Below are 17,112 nucleotides of genomic sequence, written 5' to 3'. Positions count from 1 at the left end.
TGCGCATGTCGGTCACCCGTGTTTATCCTGTAGCGAATTTTTCACGGTTTTTCGAAGCGCGGGTGAAAACCCGGGAAGCCCGTCTTCCTCCGCGGCAAAACCGCCCGGCTCGCTTCGTTCCCGACAGGACTTTGGGAAACCGGCCTTTGGCCGGCCATTCTGAACACGGGCGCATCGATGAACAGCAAGCGGTCTTATCTCGATACACTCAACGCCGGCAGGCAACGCCGGCCGCAGCCCTCGCTCGAAGAACTGAACCGCTCGCTCGAAACGCTGGAGCAGCGCCTGGACCGGACGCGCGCCGACATGCCCGATCGCCCCGACCCGCGGCGGCCGCCGGTCGGGCCGCGTTATCCAAGCACGCAGCCTTACGGCCAGCCGCGCTGGTACGAGGATACCTATTCCGCGCAAAGGCCGCTGGACCGGCCGCAGCAGAATCCGGCACCGCAAAATCCCGGCCCGCAGAACCAATGGCCGCAAAATCGCGCCCCGCAAAATCCGACGCCCGCCGCACCCGCCTTCGGCCAGAGCTACCAGGCGATCGCGCGTGACATCGACCGGGTGCGCGGCCAGGAAGACAGCGTCGCCATGGTCGGCAAGATCGCCGTCGAACTGCGCGGCCTGCGCGAGGAACTGCGCCACCAGATGACCGTCGGCCTGCAGCGCGAATTCGAAGCGTTCCGCCAGGACATCGATCGCGCCATGCAGGCCAACAGCCAGGGTGGCGCTCCGTCCAACGGCATGCCCGACAAGAGCAGCGCCGAGCTCGGCCTCGAATTCGAGCGGCTTTCGGGAGCCATCCAGGCGCTCGCCGAAAAAAGCGACGACCGCAGCGTCAACCTGCTGCGGCTGGAACTGGAACAGGTGAAGGGCGCGCTGGACACGCTGGCGCGCGAGGAAAGCCTGCAGAAAGTCGACCGCCGCTGGGACGATTTCGACCGCCGCTGGAGCGCCTTCGAGGACCGCGTCGACGCCGACCAGCGCAAGCGCGCCGAAGGCCCGAGCCTTTCGGTGCTGACCGACCGGCTCGAACAGATCAGCAGCGCCGTCAGCAACCTGCCGGAATCGCTTTCGCTGCGTTCGCTGGAGGAGAAGGTGCGCACGCTTGCCGGCGCGGTCGACCGTTTCGCCGGCCAGCAGACCGCGCGCGGCGGCGAGACGCTCGCCATGATCGACGAGCGGCTGGATGAGATTTCGCGCGCCATCGTCGCGTCGACGGTGGCCGCGCAGGCCAATGCCTTCGATCCCGAAAGCTTCGGCCGGATCGAGAAGCGCATGGCCTCCCTGGCGGTTCAGATCGAAGAGGTCGCACAGTCGCGGCCTGGAGCGGAAGTTCTGGATCGCCTCAGTCTCCTGTCCAGCCGTGTGGATCAGCTGGCCGGCAGGGCGGACCTGCCCGAGCAGGCCATGGAGCGGCTCGGCAAGCAGATCGCCTTGATCACCGACAAGATGGACCGCGCGCCGGCCATGCCAGATGCCGACCACATCTTCCAGGGCCTTGAGCAGCGCTTCGACGCGCTGTCAATGCTGCTTGAGCGCCGCCAGGGCGATGCGATCGAACAGGGCAATATGCTGTTCCGCGATCTCGAGCGTCGGCTGGACGAGGTCGCGGACAGGCTCGACCAGCGCACGCGCCGGGACGAGAGCGCGGGCATCATGGAGGCGATCGACGCCCGCTTCACCGCTTTGGCCGAGCGCATCGAGACGCACACGCCCGATCCCGCCAACGAGATGGCGATCCGCGGGCTGGAACGCCGGCTCGAGGACATTTCCAGTCGGCTGGAATCGTCCGCGCAGCAGGTCGCGGGCATCGATCCGGCGCTGATCCGCAGCCTGGAAGCGCAGGTCGCCGGCCTGTCGGCGCATCTTTCCAAGCCCGGCACGCCGCTGCCCGAGTTCGAAGACATCAGCCCGCGCCTCAACCAGATCGAGAAGTCGCTGGCCGGCACGCGCGATTCCATCCTGAGCGTGGCGCGCGAGGCGGCCGAGAGCGCCGTCAAATCGCTTTCCGACTCGACGTCCAGCACGGCCCAGACCAACGCGACCGCCGTTGCCGGTCTCGCCCAGGACCTGAAGACGCTCGAGGCGCTCACCCGGCGCTCTGACGAGCGCAACTCGCGGACATTCGAGGCGATCCACGACACGCTGCTGAAGATCGTCGACCGGCTGGGCTCGTTGGAAACGAGCGAGGCCAGCGAAGCGGTCAGCGAGCTGGTCGATCCGCAACCGGCCGGCAAGCGCGGCGGTCGCGGCGGCAAGATCGCGGTGCAGGATGCGCCTTCGATGGACATCGATCAGCCGCTGCCGCTCACGGGAGACATGGCCAGCCTGGAAGGCCGCGCCGCGGCGATCATGCGCGATGAGCGCGATGAGCCAGATGCACCGCGCACGCCCGCGGAAGCCGCGGCCGCAGCGGCCATGGCAGCGCTCGGACCGGACGTGATCGGCGACAAGAGCGAGACGGCAGGCCGCAGGAAATCGATGTTCAGCGGCCTGGCGCGCGCCTTCAAGGGCAAGAAGGATGCGGATACGCAGCCGCTTGCCGGCTCGGCGCTGGTGGGCGACGTGCCAAGCGTCGACATCGACGAGCCGCTTGACCCGAAGGCCGCCAACCGGCCATTGGAACCAGGTTCCGGCGCGCCGGACCTCAACGCCATCATGAAGCGCGTGCGCGACGAGCGTGGCGGCCAGCCGACCCGGCGCGCCGAGGGCGACGCCGCCAAGTCCGATTTCATCGCTGCGGCCCGCCGCGCGGCGCAGGCCGCCGCAGCGGAAGCCGACACACTGAAGCGGCAATCGACCATGACCGGCCCGGTGAAGGCGCTGAGGATAGGCGACCTGCTCAAGGCGCGGCGCAAGCCGATCCTGATGGCGGCCGCCGCGATCATGATGGCGCTGGCGGGCCTGCAACTGGGCAAGGCCTTCTTGGCCGATCCCGTCGAAACGGCCAACAACCAGCCCGCACCGATCGTCTCCACGCAGACGATCGATACGGCTTCGCTCGATGCCACAGCCGCACCGAAGGCCGACACGGACACCGCGCAGGCCGAAAGCACCCCAGCCCACCCCGTCAGGCAGGCCGAGCCTGTCAAGGACGCGGCGCCGGCCGCTTCCATCCCCGCAAGTCCTGAAGCCGCCGCCATGCCGGCCGAACCGACGCCCGCGCCAGTGGCGCTTGCCGCTCCTGCCGAGCCGGCGCCGGCCCCGATGGGCTCGGCGACGCCGTCCGAACCTGCCGCAGCCGCCACCGCGACGGACACGGATGGCGACACGCAGCCGATGGCCAAGGCCCCAGAGACGGCCAGCCCCGCCGCCGAGAGCACCCCCGCCGGCGCACCGGCAGCCACCTCCGCCGACACGACAGGCGCCGTGCCGCCTGCGGCAAGCCAGACAGCCGCGGCCAAATTCGACATTCCCTCCGAAATCGGGCCGGTGACGCTGCGCGACGCGGCCGCCGGCGGCGACGCCAAGGCGCTGTTCGAGATCGGCTCGCGCTACGCGGAATCGCGCGGCGTGAAGGAAGACATGAAGGCAGCCGCCAAATGGTATGAGCAGTCAGCCGAGCTCGGCTTCGCGCCGGCCGAATACCGTATCGGCAATTTCTACGAAAAAGGCATCGGCGTCGCGCGCGACATCAAGAAGGCCAAGACCTACTACCAACTCGCCGCCGAACAGGGCAATGCCAGCGCAATGCACAATCTGGCGGTGCTGTTCGCCATGGCGGCGGACGGCGTGACCGACAATGAATCGGCGACGCACTGGTTCCAGGAAGCCGCCGACCTCGGCGTCAAGGACAGCCAGTTCAACCTCGGCATCCTGGCCGCCAAGGGCGTCGGCATGAAGCAGAACCTGGAAGAATCCTACAAATGGTTCGCGCTGGTCGCCAAGACCGGCGACAAGGACGCCGCCGCCAAGCGCGACGAGATCGCCAACGCGCTGCGGCCCGAGCAGCTCGAGCGAGCGCGCGCGGCCGCCGAATTGTGGAAGGCCAAGCCGCTCAACGCGGCCGCCAACTCGGCCGACGTTCCGGAGTCCTGGCAGGACAGCGCGCCGCAGACCACCGCCAGCATCGACATGAAGAAGGCGGTGAAGAACATCCAGCTGATCCTCAACAAGAACGGCTACGATGCCGGCGGCGCCGACGGCGTGATGGGCGGCAAGACCAAGGACGCCATCATGGCCTTCCAGACCGACAACAAGATGAAGCCGACCGGCGAGATCGACGCGCCGCTCGTCAAGGCGCTCCTGGCGAAGAAATAACGGCACGCGCGTCGCATACACGACGCCTTGCCACACATTTGCCTGTTAACTGATTGAGATGGTTTTTGTTTCGGCGCGGCGGCGGGGGTTGAATCCGCCGCCGCGCCGCCGCAAGAAAAAATTGGCTTTTCGGTGCTTTATTGTCCGGGGACGGCACTATGCGCCGACAGACAAAATGATCGAGACAGACGGGTGGGCATCTATCTCCCGATCGCGGAAATTTCCGTCAACGTCTTCGTGCTGCTGGCGATGGGCGCGGCGGTGGGCTTCCTGTCGGGCATGTTCGGGGTCGGCGGCGGCTTCCTGATCACCCCGCTCCTGATCTTCTACAACATCCCGCCGGCGATCGCCGTCGCCACCGGCGCAAACCAGGTCATCGCCTCCTCCTTCTCCGGCGCGCTTTCGCATTTCAAGCGCGGCACGCTCGATTTCAAGCTGGGCGGCGTGCTTTTGGCCGGCGGCATCGTCGGCTCGACGGCCGGCATCTTCGTCTTTGCGCTGTTGCGCCGGCTTGGCCAGTTGGACCTGTTCATCTCGCTGCTTTACGTCGTGCTGCTCGGCACGGTCGGCGGCCTGATGCTGGTCGAAAGCGTCAATGCGCTGCGCGCCAGCCGCAGCGGCGCGGCGCCGGTGCTCAAGAAATCCGGACAGCACAACTGGATCCACCGGCTGCCGTTCAAGATGCGCTTCCGCGCATCGAAGCTGTTCGTCAGCGTCATCCCGGTGCTCGGGCTCGGCGCCGGGATCGGCTTCCTGTCGTCGATCATGGGCGTCGGCGGCGGCTTCATCATGGTGCCGGCGCTGATCTACCTGCTCAAAGTGCCGACCAATGTCGTCATCGGCACCTCGCTGTTCCAGATCATCTTCACCTCGGCCTATACGACGCTGGTGCACGCCACGACCAACCAGACGGTCGACGTGATCCTGGCCTTCCTGCTGATGGCCGGCGGCGTCGCCGGCGCGCAATACGGCGCCAAGGCCGGCCAGAGGCTGCGCGGCGAACAGTTGCGGGCGCTGCTGGCGATGCTGGTGCTGGCCGTCGCCATCCGCCTTGCCGTCGATCTCTTCGTGACGCCGCCGAATCTTTATTCGCTTTCCGCCGCGGGCCTGAACTGATGGCGGGACTGAGAGCATTCGCAGCCGCCGCCTCGTTGTCGATGCTCTTTGCCCTTTCCCCGGCAACCGCGCAAACGCCGCCTGCCGAAAGCATCCAGATCGGCCTGTCGACCGACGCCGTTTCGATCACGGCAGGTTTCTCCGGCGCCGACCTGACCATCTTCGGATCGCTGGAAAATCCCGATCCGCTGGTCGCGCGCCAGGGGCGCTATGACGTGATCGTCGTGCTCGAAGGCCCGCCACGCCCTGTTGTCGTCCGGCGCAAGGACCGGGTGCTCGGCGTCTGGATCAACCTGGACTCGGAGACGTTCGAGAACGTGCCGGTCTCCTATTCCGTCGCGACGACGCGGCCGCTGCAAGATATCGCCGAGCCTGCCAAATACAAGCAGCTCTCGCTCGGCGCGCAGAACCTCTACATGAAGCCCGCCGACGAGACCGACAGCCCGGCAACCATCGAGGAATTCACGGCCGCGCTCCGCGACCGCAAGGCGGCGACAGGCCTCTACAGCGAGAATGTGGGCGGCGTGCAGTTCCTGTCGCAGAACCTGTTTCGCGCCACCGTGCGGCTGGCGCCCAACGTACCCGTTGGGACCCACAAAGCCCGCGCGTTCCTATTCAAGAGCGGCATGTTCATCAAGGAAAGCTCGGCCCAGCTCGAAATCCGCAAGTCCGGTTTCGAGCAATCGATCTTCCGCGTCGCGCACGACTATTCCTTCCTCTACGGAGTGTTCGCGATATCGCTCGCCATGGTGACCGGCTGGCTGGGCCGCCTCATCTTCCGCAAGGATTGATACCCGCGGGAAAAATGGAACCCATTTTCCCTTGAAAAGAGGGTTTCCCTTTTCCCGGTTTTGCGATACATCGCCGCCTCCCAGCCCTAGGGACAAGCACACACATCTCGATTTTCGGCAGAGCGGGCCGGCTTTCCGGACGACGTGCGCTTCGCGTCGTCGACAACCCTGCCCAGGCAACGACAGGAGGCTGCGATGCGATCGGCATTCGGCGGCATCGATTTCGGCACGTCCAATTCCACTGTTGGCGTGATCCGCGACGGCCGGGCGCGACTGGTGGCGCTGGAAGGCGAGCAACCGACCTTGCCAAGCGCCGTGTTCTTCAACTTCGAGGACGGCTACACCTATTTCGGCCGCCGTGCGATCAGCGACTACACCGACAGCATCGAGGGGCGTCTGATGCGCTCGCTGAAGAGCGTGCTCGGCAGTTCGCTCGCCAGCGAGAAAACGCGCATCAAGGCGCGCCAGATCGGCTTCATCGACATCGTCGGCCTGTTTATCGACCATCTCAAGAAGCGACTGGAAGAGGACGCGGGCGGTCCGGTCGAAAGCGTCGTGCTCGGCAGGCCCGTGCAGTTCGTCGACGACGACACGGCCGCCGATGCGAAGGCGCAAGGCGAGCTTGAAAAGGCGGCGCGCGCGCAGGGCTTCAAGCACATCGCCTTCCAGTTCGAGCCGATCGCGGCGGCGCTCGATTACGAGCAGAAGGTCGCGCGCGAGGAGCTGGCGCTGATCGTCGACATGGGCGGCGGCACATCCGACTTTTCGATCGTGCGGGTCTCGCCGGAGCGCGCGCGCTCGACCGACCGAATGGCCGATATCCTGGCCAATCGCGGCGTCCATATCGGCGGCACCGATTTCGACCGGCTGCTCAGCATCGCCCATGTCATGCCCGAGCTCGGCTATCTGACACGGACCAAGGACCACAAGCGCAACCTGCCGGCCGCCTATTTCATCGACCTGGCGACATGGCAGCGCATCAACCTCGTCTACACAACCAGGGCGATGAACGACCTGCGGCAGATCCGCTACGAGGCCGAGCGGGCCGACCTTGTCGACCGCTTCATCCACGTCGTCGAGCATCGCTACGGCCATGCGATGGCGGGCCTGGTCGAAAGGGCGAAGATACTGCTGACTGACCAGTCTTCCGCCGAAGTGAAGGTGTCGCTGCCCGGCGCGCGCTTCGCGGCCGAGATCACGCGCGCAGGCCTCGAAGAGACCATTGCGAGCGATATCGAACGCGTGGCCGCGACGGTCAAACAGACGATCGCCGATGCCGGCGTTGATGCCTCGGCTATCACGGCCGTATTCCTCACCGGCGGCTCGACCGCCATCCCGCTGGCGAAGCGGCAGATTCTTTCCCTGGTGCCGCAGGCCGCCGTCATCGAAGGCGACATGTTCGGCTCGGTCGGCCTTGGGCTGGCGCTCGATGCGCAGCGGAAATACGCGTGAGGGCTGGAGGTTGACTAAGACGCCGGTCGCTTCGTCATCCACGGGCGGAGCAAGGAGCGAAGCGACGCGCGCAGACCCGAGGATCATTCCGTGACGTATAAGCGCCGCTGCGATGCAGAATTCTGCTCCGGTGCACCCCACGTCGAAGGTTACGGAATGGATCCTCGGGTCTACGGTCCGCTTCGCGTCGCTCCGCCCGTGGATGACGACGTTCGGAGGCCTCGGACAATCGCGAACGTTCGCGATGATCAGCATCCCAAGAACATGGTCCGGGTGCCTGGGCTCAGCTGACCCTTCCACCCAGATGCGCCTTCAGCGCCATCTGGGCGAGGCTCGCCTGGCGGTCGCGATGCGTGATCATGGCGAAGTCGCGCTTCGGCAATTCGACCGGCACGGCCCTGAGGCTGCCCTCCGCCAGGGAGCGCGCGACGACGAGCTCCGAGATGATCGTGGCTCCCGCGCCGGCCTCCACGGCCTGACGCACGGCCTCGTTGCTGGGCAGGACGAGGAATATCTGCAATTCCGCCGGCGGAACCCCCCGACTGAGCGCGAAATCCTCCAGCGATTCGCGCGTGCCCGACCCGCCTTCGCGGATGATCCAGCGCAACGCCCTGATGTCGAGGTCCCCCGCCCGCGTCATCGCAATCTCGGGATGCGAGCGCGCCACAACCAACATCGGGCGGTCCTCATCGACTGTGGCGCGGCGCAGGATGTCGGACTCGGTGCGGCCCTCGACCAGGCCGAAATCGGCGCGGCCGTCCAGCACATTGGTCTCGACCTGCCTGGTGTTGCCGATCGTCACGCTCAGCTTCACGGCCGGATAGGCTTCGTGGAAGGCAGCCAGGCGACGCGGCAGCCAATAGCTGGCAATGGTCTGGCTCGCCGCGATCGACAGGCTGCCGGCGACGGTCTGCGAAACATCCGCCAGAACGCCGCGGGCAGCGGCGGCGCGATCCAGGACCGCCTTCGCCTCCGGCAGGAAGCGATGGCCGGTCTGGGCCAGTTCGATGTTGCGGCCGACCCGGTTGAACAGGCGCACGCCATGCTGGCTTTCGAGCGCGCGGATGGCGGCCGACGCCGCCGACTGCGAGATGCCGAGCCGTTCAGCGGCCTTGGTCATGTGGCCGTGCTCGGCGACGGCGACGAAGATGCGCAACTGGTCGAGAGTCATGGTGCAACTAAGAAGCAAAATCGATCGGAATTACAAGAGCTGCTTGTTAGACGCATCAATGGCTTTGTTCTAAGTTTTTGCCCGAAGTTGGAAAAAATTGGTCGCCAGAGACCAAGAGTGGAAAATGGTAGCGCGCTTCAAATCCCTGTTCGCGCATTGGAGTCGCCGGCTGAAGCGGCAGCTCGCCGGTGAGCGTTATCATCCCGAGCTTCATTACATGCGCGGTCCGGGACCCAAGACGAAGGCCAAGACGGCGAACGGCAAGAGCGTTCGCGGGTCATGAGCAAAGCCGCGCCGCGCGGCGCCAATTCCGCCCCCTCGCAGCGGCCGCTGGCCGACAGCCGGGCGCCGGACGAGGGCGACGGCGTCGAGACCTCGCCAAGCGTCTCCGACCGCACCGCCAAGACCACCTGCTACATGTGCGCCTGCCGCTGCGGTATCGACGTCCACATCAAGGACGGCAAGGTCCGCTACATCAACGGCAACAAGGACCATCCGGTGAACCGCGGCGTGATCTGCGGCAAAGGCAGCGCCGGCATCATGCAGCATTATAGCCCGGCGCGGCTGAAGAAGCCGCTGCTGAGGACCGGGCCGCGCGGCTCGGGCGAGTTCCGCGAGATCGAGTGGGACGAAGCGCTGACGATCGCCACCGAAAGGCTGTCGTCGATCCGGCGCACCGACCCGAAAAAACTCGCCTTCTTCACCGGACGCGACCAGTCGCAATCGCTGACCGGCTGGTGGGCCTCGAAATTCGGCACGCCCAATTTCGCCGCGCATGGCGGCTTCTGCTCCGTCAACATGGCGGCCGGCGGGCTCTACACGATCGGCGGCTCGTTCTGGGAATTCGGCGAGCCCGACTGGGACAACACGAAATACTTCATGCTGTTCGGCGTCGCCGAGGACCATGATTCCAACCCGATCAAGATCGGCCTCGGCAAACTCAAGGCGCGCGGCGCCAAGGTGGTTTCGATCAACCCCTGCCGCACCGGCTACAACGCCATCGCCGACGACTGGATCGGTATCCGACCGGGCGCGGATGGCCTGTTCGTGTTGGCGCTGGTCCATGAATTGCTCAAGGCCGGCCGCGTCGATCTCGACTATCTGCTGCGCTACACCAACGCGTCGGTGCTGGTCGTGCAGGAGCCGGGGGCCGCCGATGACGGGCTGTTCGTTCGCGACCTGGACGGCCACCCGCTTGCCTGGGACAGGGCGGCCAAGCAACCGGTCAATGCGGCCGCCCCCGAAGCAAAGCCGGCGCTGACCGGCTGCCATGAGGTCGGCGGACAGCGCTGCGTGCCTGTCTTCCAGCTCATCGCCGAACGCTATCTCGACGAGACGTATTCGCCGGACGCCGTGGCGGAGCGCTGCGGCGTCAGCGCGGAAACGATCCGGCGCATCGCGGCGGAGCTGGCGCATGTCGCCTTCGAGCAGACGATCGAACTGCCGATAGCCTGGACCGACTGGGCGGGCTGGCGGCACGAGACGATCAAGGGACGGCCTGTCTCGATGCATGCCATGCGCGGCATCTCGGCCCATTCCAACGGTTTTCATACCTGCCGCGCCATCCATCTGCTGCAGGTGCTGCTCGGCACCGTCGATGTCCCCGGCGGCTTCCGCTTCAAGCCGCCTTATCCGCGCCCGGCGCCGCCGGGGCCGAAGCCATGCGGAAAAAACGTTCGGCCGATGACGCCGCTCGACGGCATGCCGCTCGGCTTCGTCTGCGGACCGGACGATCTTCTCGTCGACGACGCCGGCCAGCCCACCCGCATCGACAAGGCCTATTCCTGGGAAGCTCCCCTGGCCGCGCATGGGCTGATGCACTCGGTCATCCGCAACGCCTGGGCCGGCGACCCTTATCCGATCGACACACTGTTGATGTATATGTCGAACATGGCGTGGAACTCGTCGATGAACACGGTCGAGACGATTGCCATGCTGACCGACAAGGACGAGGCCGGCGCCTACAAGATCCCCTTCATCATCTATTCCGACGCCTATTATTCCGAGACCGTGCCCTTCGCCGACCTGGTGCTGCCCGACACCACCTATCTCGAGCGGCACGACTGCATCAGCCTGCTCGACCGGCCGATCAGCCATGCCGACGGGGCCGCCGACGCCATCCGCCATCCAGTGGTGCAGCCGGACCGCGACGTGCGGCCGTTCCAGTCGGTGCTGATCGAGCTCGGCGCGCGGCTTGGCTTGCCAGGCTTCGTCGACGAGCACGGTTCGGCCAAATACAGCTGTTATGCCGACTACATCGTCAACCATCAGCGCACGCCCGGCATCGGCCCTTTAGCCGGCTGGCGCGGCAAGAATGGCGGCTCGATCGGCAGGGGCGACGTCAACCCCGACCAGCTGCAGCGCTACATCGACAATGGCGGCTTCTGGCATCACGATTTCTCCGACGACCAGCGCTATTACAAAATGGGCAACCGCGCCTATCTCGACTTCGCCGTCGAGATGGGTTTCATCCCCAAGGCCGAGCCTATTGTCTTCCAGCTCTACTCGGAGCCGATGCAGCGGTTCAGGCTTGCCGCGCGCGGCCATGGCAAGGTGCAGCCACCCGACGCCGAGCGCGGCCGCATCGAAGCCTATATGGACCCGCTGCCATTCTGGTACGCGCCCTTCGAGGACGACGCCGTCGACCTCGAAAAATATCCGCTGCATGCGCTGACGCAGCGGCCGATGCATATGTACCATTCCTGGGGCTCGCAGAATGCGTGGCTGCGGCAGATCACCAGCCAGAACTGGCTGTTCGTCCATCACCAGACGGCCGCCGGTCTCGGCCTTGCCGACGATGACTGGGTATGGATCGAGAGCATCAACGGCCGGGTGAAAGGCCAGATCAAGCTGATCGAGGGCGTGAATCCGGACACGGTGTGGACCTGGAACGCGGTCGGCAAGCGGCGCGGCAGCTGGGGACTGAAGGACGATGCGGCGGAGAGCAATCGCGGCTTCCTGCTCAACCACATCATCGGCGACCAGACCGCGGCCGATGCCAACGGTAAGCGCTATTCCAATTCGGACCCGGTGACCGGCCAGGCGGCGTGGTTCGACGTGCGCGTGCGCATCGTCAAATGCGCGCCGCAGGAAGCCGGCTTTACCGAGCCGCAATTCGAACGTTTCCGCCAGCCGCCGCATTTCGAACGTTCGCCCGAAGTGCTTCGCTTCGGCGCCGCATTTCGCATGAACAGGGAAGCCGCCGAATGACCTGCCTTCCCGCCCGGACCGACAAGAAACTCGGCCTCGTCATCGACCTCGACACCTGCGTGGGCTGCCAGGCCTGCGTCACCGCCTGCAAGGAGTGGAACACCGGCGGCCACATGGCGCCGCTGACCGACATCGATCCCTATGGCGGGCAGGTCGACGGCGTCTGGTTCAACCGCGTGCACGCTTACGAGCACACGACCGAAATGGGCGGCCGCACGGTGAACTTTCCGCGTTCCTGCCTGCATTGCGAGCAGCCGGCCTGCGTCACCGTGTGCCCGACCGGCGCCTCCTACAAGCGCGCCTCGGACGGCATCGTGCTGGTCGACGAGGATAAATGCATCGGCTGCAAATTGTGCAGCTGGGCCTGCCCCTATGGCGCGCGCGAGTTCGACACCGACGTCGGCGTCATGAAGAAATGCACGCTCTGCGTCGACCGCATCTACAATGACAATCTGGCCGAGGAGGATCGCGTGCCCGCCTGCGTTGCCGCTTGCCCGACCAGCGCCCGGCATTTCGGCGATCTCGGCGATCCGGCTTCGGCGATCTCGCAGCTTGTCGAGGAACGTGGCGGCGTCGCGCTGATGCCGGAGCTTGGCTACAAGCCGACCAACAGATATCTGCCGCCGCGTGCCCGCAGCGAGCGGGCGGCGAAGGTGGACGCACCGGCACTGGAGCCGATCAAGGCCGAGGGCGGCTTTCTCGGCTGGATCGACCGCATGCTTTCGAACTGACCGATCATGCATCCCGCCTTTTCCGTCGTGTTCTTCACCACCGCTACCGGCGCCGGTTACGGCCTGCTGGCGCTGCTCGGCCCGCTTGGCGGATTTGGGTTCATCCCAGCCGATTTCTGGCTGGGCTTTGTCGGCATGGGGTTGGCGCTTGGCCTGATCGCGGCCGGATTGCTGTCGTCGACCGGCCATCTCGGCCGACCCGAGCGGGCTTGGCGTGCTTTTTCTCAGTGGCGCAGCTCCTGGCTGTCGCGCGAAGGCGTGGCGTCGGTCACTACCTTCATTCCGGCTTGTATGTTCGGCATCGGCTGGGTGTTTCTCGGCCGCAACGGCAGCTGGGTGGCCGTCGCCGGCCTGCTGGCGGCGGGCGGCGCGGTGACGACAGTCTGCACGACGGGCATGATCTACGCCTCGCTGAAGCCGATCGCCCAATGGCACAGCCAATATACTTTGCCGGCTTATCTCATTCTCGCGGCGATGACCGGAAGTGTTCTCGCCAACGCTTTACTCCAGGGGTTCAAGCTGGGTTCAACGGCGGTGCTGATCGCGGCTCTGCTTGCCACGCTCGCCGGCTGGGCCTGGAAGCTTGCGACCTGGCGCTACAATGACCGGTTGGAGATCCCGACCACGGCCAACACCGCGACTGGCCTCGCCGGCGGCACAGTGCAGTCGATCGAATGGCCGCACACCGAAGAAAACTATCTGCTGAAGGAAATGGGCTTCCGCATCGCCCGCAAGCACAGCGCCAAGCTGCGGCGGATCGCGCAAGGCTTGGCATTTGCCGTGCCAGCGATGCTGCTGGCTATCGCCTTCGCCCTGCCTTGGCCGTTCGCGGCGGTTGCCTCGGTGCTTGCAGCTATTTGCCAGTTAGCAGGCATGCTGGTCGAGCGCTGGCTGTTCTTCGCCGAGGCGAAGCACACGGTCATGCTCTATTACGGCAGGTAGTCGATCTCTTTTGCGCATGTCGTCCCAAAACCGCTGCGCACTTTTGGGCGGCATGCGTCAGCCCGGCCGCAGCATCGAGCCGGAAATGGCGAAGATGCGCTCGGCGCCGAGCATATAGGCAACTAATGTTTCCAGGCGGAACAGGCCGGAATAGGCGCGGTCGAGCACGTTGAGCGAGCCGGTATAGGCGCCGAAGGCCGGCATGATCATGCGGCCGCCGTCGCCGGCGAAGCAGCGCCGCCTGACGGAGCGGCCGCGCTGGACGATGCGCGCGCAAGGGTGGAGATGGCCGGCGATTTCGCCCTCAACCCACGTCTTCGACGGCTCGTGACGGAAGAGCAGCGAGCCGATGGCGAGTTCCTTGACGGTCTCGCCCGGCAGGTCGGCGGGAGCATCCGGATCGTGGTTGCCGGCGACCCAGAACCAGTCGCGACCGGCCATCATTGCTTCCAGGCGCTCGCGGAAGCTCTGGTGCATGCGCCCGGCACCGCCGCCGTCGTGGAAGGAATCGCCCAGGCTGAGGACGATTCGAGGCTGGTAGTCGGCGATGACCGCCTGCAACCGCAGCAAGGTGGCGCCCGTGTCGTAAGGCGGGATCAGCGCGCCGCGCCTGGCAAAGGACGAGCCTTTTTCGAGATGCAGGTCAGAGACGGCGAGCAGCCGCAGATCGGGGAAATAGAGCACGCCGCGCCGGTCGCAGACCGCGCGCTCACCGGCGATGCCGACAAGGTCGGCCTCGCCGACCAGCGTTGCGCGCGACAGCGAAAAATTCATCCCCTCCAGGCCTTCTTTCAGTCCGCCATTTCCGGCCCCATGGCCTCTTCAACGAGGGTGGCGGCATCCATTAGCAGTGTTTCGTCCGCCTCGCCATTCACCGGCATCTTGCCGATTTCAAGCATGATCGGCACGGCCAACGGCGATATCTGCTCGAGATTCTTATGCATGATTCGACCGCGGATGCGCGAGAGCATCTCGGCAAGTCTGCTGACATCGAGCAACCCGGTCGCGGCATCGGTACGGGTGGCCTGCAGCAGAATATGGTCAGGTTCATGGCTGCGCAGCACGTCATAGATCAGGTCTGTCGACACAGTGACCTGGCGACCGCTTTTTTCCTTGCCTGGGTGGCGCTTTTCGATCAGGCCGGAAATCAGCGCGCAGTTCCGGAAGGTGCGCTTCAGCAGCCAGCTGTCGGCGAACCAGGCTTCGAGGTCATCCCCAAGCATGTCCTGATCGAACAGCGTGGCCAGCGACGGTTTCCTGTTCTCGAACATCCAGCCCATGTCGGCCAGCGACCAGATGGCCAGCGCATAATCGGTGGCGACGAAGCCGACCGGCTTGGCTCCCACACGATCGAGCCGTCGCGTGAGCAGCATGCCGAGCGTCTGATGCGCAAGCCTGCCTTCGAACGGATAGGCGACGAGGTAATATCGGTTACCGCGTGGAAAAGTCTCGATCAACAGATCGTCGCGTTTCGGCAGCACCGACTTGTCCGCCTGGAACCGCAGCCAATCCGCAACCTGCTCGGGCAGCTTCTTCCAGCGTTGCGGGTCGTCGAGCATGGCCCGCACCTGCTCGGCCAGGTAAGTCGAAAGCGGGAATTTGCCGCCGCCGTAATAGGGAACTTTCGCATCGCTGCCGGGCGCGTTCGAGACGAAGCACTCGTTCTCGCGGATGCCTTCGAAGCGCAAGATCTTGCCGGCGAACATGAAGGTGTCACCGTGGGTCAAGGTCTCCAGAAACGCTTCCTCGATCTTTCCCAACACCCTGCCGCCGCGCGAGGCCGCTCCCCTGCTGCCGGCCTGGACGTAGCGAACGTTGAGCGCCGGCACTTCGATGATGGTGCCGACATTCAGCCTGTATTGCTGGGCGACACCCGGATTTGAAACCCGCCACAGGCCTTCCTTCGTCTGCCGGATGCGGGCATAGCGCTCGTAATTTCTCAGCGCGTAGCCGCCGGTGGCGACGAAGTCGATGACCCGGTCGAATGTCGGCCTGTCCAGGCTGGCGTATGGTGCGGCCGTCCTCACTTCCTCGAACAGCGTATCGGCATGGAACGGCGCCCCGCAGGCGCAGCCCAGCACATGCTGGGCCAGCACATCGAGCCCGCCATTGACCAGCGGCGGCGTGTCCTGCGCGCCGAGATAATTGGCGTCGAGCGCCGCGCGGCATTCCAGCACCTCGAAGCGGTTGGCAGGAATAAGGATCGCCTTCGACGGCTCGTCCATACGGTGGTTGGCACGGCCGATGCGCTGCGCCAGGCGGCTGGCGCCTTTCGGCGCACCGACATGCACAACCAGATCGACATCGCCCCAGTCGATGCCGAGGTCCAAGGTGGACGTAGCGACGATGGCGCGCAACGCATTTTCGCCCATGGCCTTCTCGACGCGGCGGCGCTGCGCGACATCCAGTGACCCGTGATGGAGCGCGATCGGCAGCGTATCTTCATTGACCCGCCATAGCTCCTGGAACAGCAGTTCAGCCTGGCTGCGCGTGTTGACGAAGAGCAGCGTGGTCTTGTGCCGCTTGATCTCGCGGTAGATCTCAGGCGTAGCGTAGCGGGCGGAGTGCCCGGCCCAGGGCACCCGCTCTTCCGAGTCGAGGATTGATATCTCAGGCTTGGCGCCGCCCGTGACGACGATGAGCTCGGACATGGCGCCGGGAGAAGCCTGACTGACCAGCCAACGCCGCAACTCGTCCGGCTCGGCCACGGTGGCCGACAGGCCTATGGTCTGCAACCCGGGGACAAAGGCGCGCAACCGCGCCAGGCCAAGTGCCAGCAGATGGCCGCGCTTGGAGGTGACCAGCGAGTGCAGTTCGTCGAGCACGACATAGCGCAAATCCTCGAAGAAGCGCCTTGCGTCGTTTGAAGCGATCAGCAAGGCGAGTTGCTCGGGCGTGGTGAGCAGGATGTCGGGCGGCGCGAGTTTCTGTCGCTGGCGCTTGTGCGAAGGCGTGTCGCCGGTGCGCGTTTCGATGGTGACGGGCAGTCCGATCTCCTCGACCGGCTTGCCGAGATTGCGCTCGATGTCGACGGCCAAAGCCTTGAGCGGCGAGATGTAGAGCGTGTGGATGCCGCGATGCGCCTGGCCCGGCTTTCGCTTGGGACGGTTGGCGAGCTCGGTCAGCGAAGGCAGGAAGCCGGCCAGCGTCTTGCCGGCGCCGGTCGGCGCGATCAACAGCACCGATTGGCCGCTTTGAGCCTTCGCCAGCAACTCGAGCTGATGGGCGCGCGGCGACCAGCCCTTTTCGCCGAACCATCTGACGAATGGCTCAGGCAGCAGGACAGCGGCATTCTGCTCGGCAAGGCGCGGCTGCTCGGTCACGCGCAAGAGGTAGCGCGGCGGCGCGCAATCGCCAAGGAAAATCGGAACAAAAGGGGATCATGGTTCCTCGTCCCGTTTACGGGGAGAGGATGCCGGCAGGCAGGTGAGGGGCTGCA

The 17,112-nt window shown here is 65.5% G+C and carries 11 protein-coding genes; 7 read left to right on the top strand and 4 right to left on the bottom strand.

What is annotated here, in order from left to right; translation table 11 throughout:
• Positions 1 to 177: 177 nt before the first annotated feature.
• From FJ957_RS18820 to FJ957_RS18805, 4 genes are all read left to right on the top strand, one after another.
• A complete protein-coding gene (locus FJ957_RS18820) occupies positions 178 to 4,260 on the top strand; it encodes an SEL1-like repeat protein (RefSeq protein WP_140833899.1) in 4,083 nt (1,360 codons plus the stop codon).
• 192 nt (positions 4,261 to 4,452) lie between these two features.
• The gene (locus tag FJ957_RS18815; protein WP_027169296.1) at positions 4,453 to 5,376 is read left to right on the top strand and encodes a sulfite exporter TauE/SafE family protein; all 924 of its coding nucleotides are present in this window, start codon (positions 4,453 to 4,455) and stop codon (positions 5,374 to 5,376) included.
• Complete coding sequence (locus tag FJ957_RS18810; RefSeq protein ID WP_140833897.1) at positions 5,376 to 6,167, top strand: TIGR02186 family protein; 792 nt, start codon at positions 5,376 to 5,378, stop codon at positions 6,165 to 6,167. The genes FJ957_RS18815 and FJ957_RS18810 overlap by 1 nt, the downstream gene beginning before the upstream one ends.
• Positions 6,168 to 6,362: 195 nt before the next feature.
• Positions 6,363 to 7,619: an Hsp70 family protein gene (locus FJ957_RS18805; protein ID WP_140833895.1), complete on the top strand. Its 1,257-nt coding sequence runs from the start codon at positions 6,363 to 6,365 to the stop codon at positions 7,617 to 7,619.
• Between the two features lie 283 nt (positions 7,620 to 7,902).
• Here the strand turns inward: FJ957_RS18805 and FJ957_RS18800 are convergent, their stop codons facing one another.
• Together FJ957_RS18800 and FJ957_RS31850 are read right to left on the bottom strand one after the other, a co-directional pair.
• The gene (locus FJ957_RS18800) at positions 7,903 to 8,790 is read right to left on the bottom strand and encodes a LysR family transcriptional regulator (RefSeq protein ID WP_140833893.1); all 888 of its coding nucleotides are present in this window, start codon (positions 8,788 to 8,790) and stop codon (positions 7,903 to 7,905) included.
• A 55-nt stretch (positions 8,791 to 8,845) separates the two neighbouring features.
• The gene (locus tag FJ957_RS31850; protein WP_181177398.1) at positions 8,846 to 8,992 is read right to left on the bottom strand and encodes a hypothetical protein; all 147 of its coding nucleotides are present in this window, start codon (positions 8,990 to 8,992) and stop codon (positions 8,846 to 8,848) included.
• Between the two features lie 77 nt (positions 8,993 to 9,069).
• Here FJ957_RS31850 and FJ957_RS18795 point away from each other — a divergent pair, with 77 nt between their 5' ends.
• From FJ957_RS18795 to FJ957_RS18785, 3 genes are read left to right on the top strand one after another with little or no spacing between them, the layout of a single operon-like run.
• Complete coding sequence (locus FJ957_RS18795) at positions 9,070 to 12,000, top strand: molybdopterin oxidoreductase family protein (protein ID WP_140833891.1); 2,931 nt, start codon at positions 9,070 to 9,072, stop codon at positions 11,998 to 12,000.
• Positions 11,997 to 12,731: a 4Fe-4S dicluster domain-containing protein gene (locus FJ957_RS18790; protein ID WP_140833890.1), complete on the top strand. Its 735-nt coding sequence runs from the start codon at positions 11,997 to 11,999 to the stop codon at positions 12,729 to 12,731. Before FJ957_RS18795 ends, FJ957_RS18790 begins: the two co-directional genes overlap by 4 nt.
• A 6-nt stretch (positions 12,732 to 12,737) precedes the next feature.
• The gene (locus tag FJ957_RS18785) at positions 12,738 to 13,673 is read left to right on the top strand and encodes a DmsC/YnfH family molybdoenzyme membrane anchor subunit (RefSeq protein WP_140833888.1); all 936 of its coding nucleotides are present in this window, start codon (positions 12,738 to 12,740) and stop codon (positions 13,671 to 13,673) included.
• Positions 13,674 to 13,730: 57 nt separating this feature from the next.
• Here the strand turns inward: FJ957_RS18785 and pdeM are convergent, their stop codons facing one another.
• Both pdeM and FJ957_RS18775 read right to left on the bottom strand, forming a co-directional pair.
• Positions 13,731 to 14,447, bottom strand: a complete 717-nt coding sequence (pdeM, locus tag FJ957_RS18780) for a ligase-associated DNA damage response endonuclease PdeM (RefSeq protein WP_140833886.1) — start codon at positions 14,445 to 14,447, stop codon at positions 13,731 to 13,733.
• A 17-nt stretch (positions 14,448 to 14,464) separates the two neighbouring features.
• A complete protein-coding gene (locus FJ957_RS18775; RefSeq protein ID WP_140833885.1) occupies positions 14,465 to 16,996 on the bottom strand; it encodes a ligase-associated DNA damage response DEXH box helicase in 2,532 nt (843 codons plus the stop codon).
• Positions 16,997 to 17,112 lie beyond the last annotated feature (116 nt).

Source organism: Mesorhizobium sp. B2-4-6 (genome assembly GCF_006442775.1).
In the GTDB taxonomy this organism is placed as follows: Bacteria; Pseudomonadota; Alphaproteobacteria; order Rhizobiales; family Rhizobiaceae; genus Mesorhizobium.
The sequence above is the reverse complement of the archived record's forward strand: the minus strand, read 5'-3'. Positions and strand labels throughout refer to the sequence as shown.

Excerpts from the sequence above, each read along its gene's own strand:
- FJ957_RS18820 (WP_140833899.1), top strand. The coding sequence starts at position 178 with ATGAACAGCAAGCGGTCTTATCTCGATACACTCAACGCCGGCAGGCAA.
- FJ957_RS18810 (WP_140833897.1), top strand. The coding sequence starts at position 5,376 with ATGGCGGGACTGAGAGCATTCGCAGCCGCCGCCTCGTTGTCGATGCTC.
- FJ957_RS18805 (WP_140833895.1), top strand. The coding sequence starts at position 6,363 with ATGCGATCGGCATTCGGCGGCATCGATTTCGGCACGTCCAATTCCACT.
- FJ957_RS18800 (WP_140833893.1), bottom strand. The coding sequence starts at position 8,790 with ATGACTCTCGACCAGTTGCGCATCTTCGTCGCCGTCGCCGAGCACGGC.
- FJ957_RS31850 (WP_181177398.1), bottom strand. The coding sequence starts at position 8,992 with ATGATAACGCTCACCGGCGAGCTGCCGCTTCAGCCGGCGACTCCAATG.
- FJ957_RS18795 (WP_140833891.1), top strand. The coding sequence starts at position 9,070 with ATGAGCAAAGCCGCGCCGCGCGGCGCCAATTCCGCCCCCTCGCAGCGG.
- FJ957_RS18790 (WP_140833890.1), top strand. The coding sequence starts at position 11,997 with ATGACCTGCCTTCCCGCCCGGACCGACAAGAAACTCGGCCTCGTCATC.
- FJ957_RS18785 (WP_140833888.1), top strand. The coding sequence starts at position 12,738 with ATGCATCCCGCCTTTTCCGTCGTGTTCTTCACCACCGCTACCGGCGCC.
- pdeM (WP_140833886.1), bottom strand. The coding sequence starts at position 14,447 with ATGAATTTTTCGCTGTCGCGCGCAACGCTGGTCGGCGAGGCCGACCTT.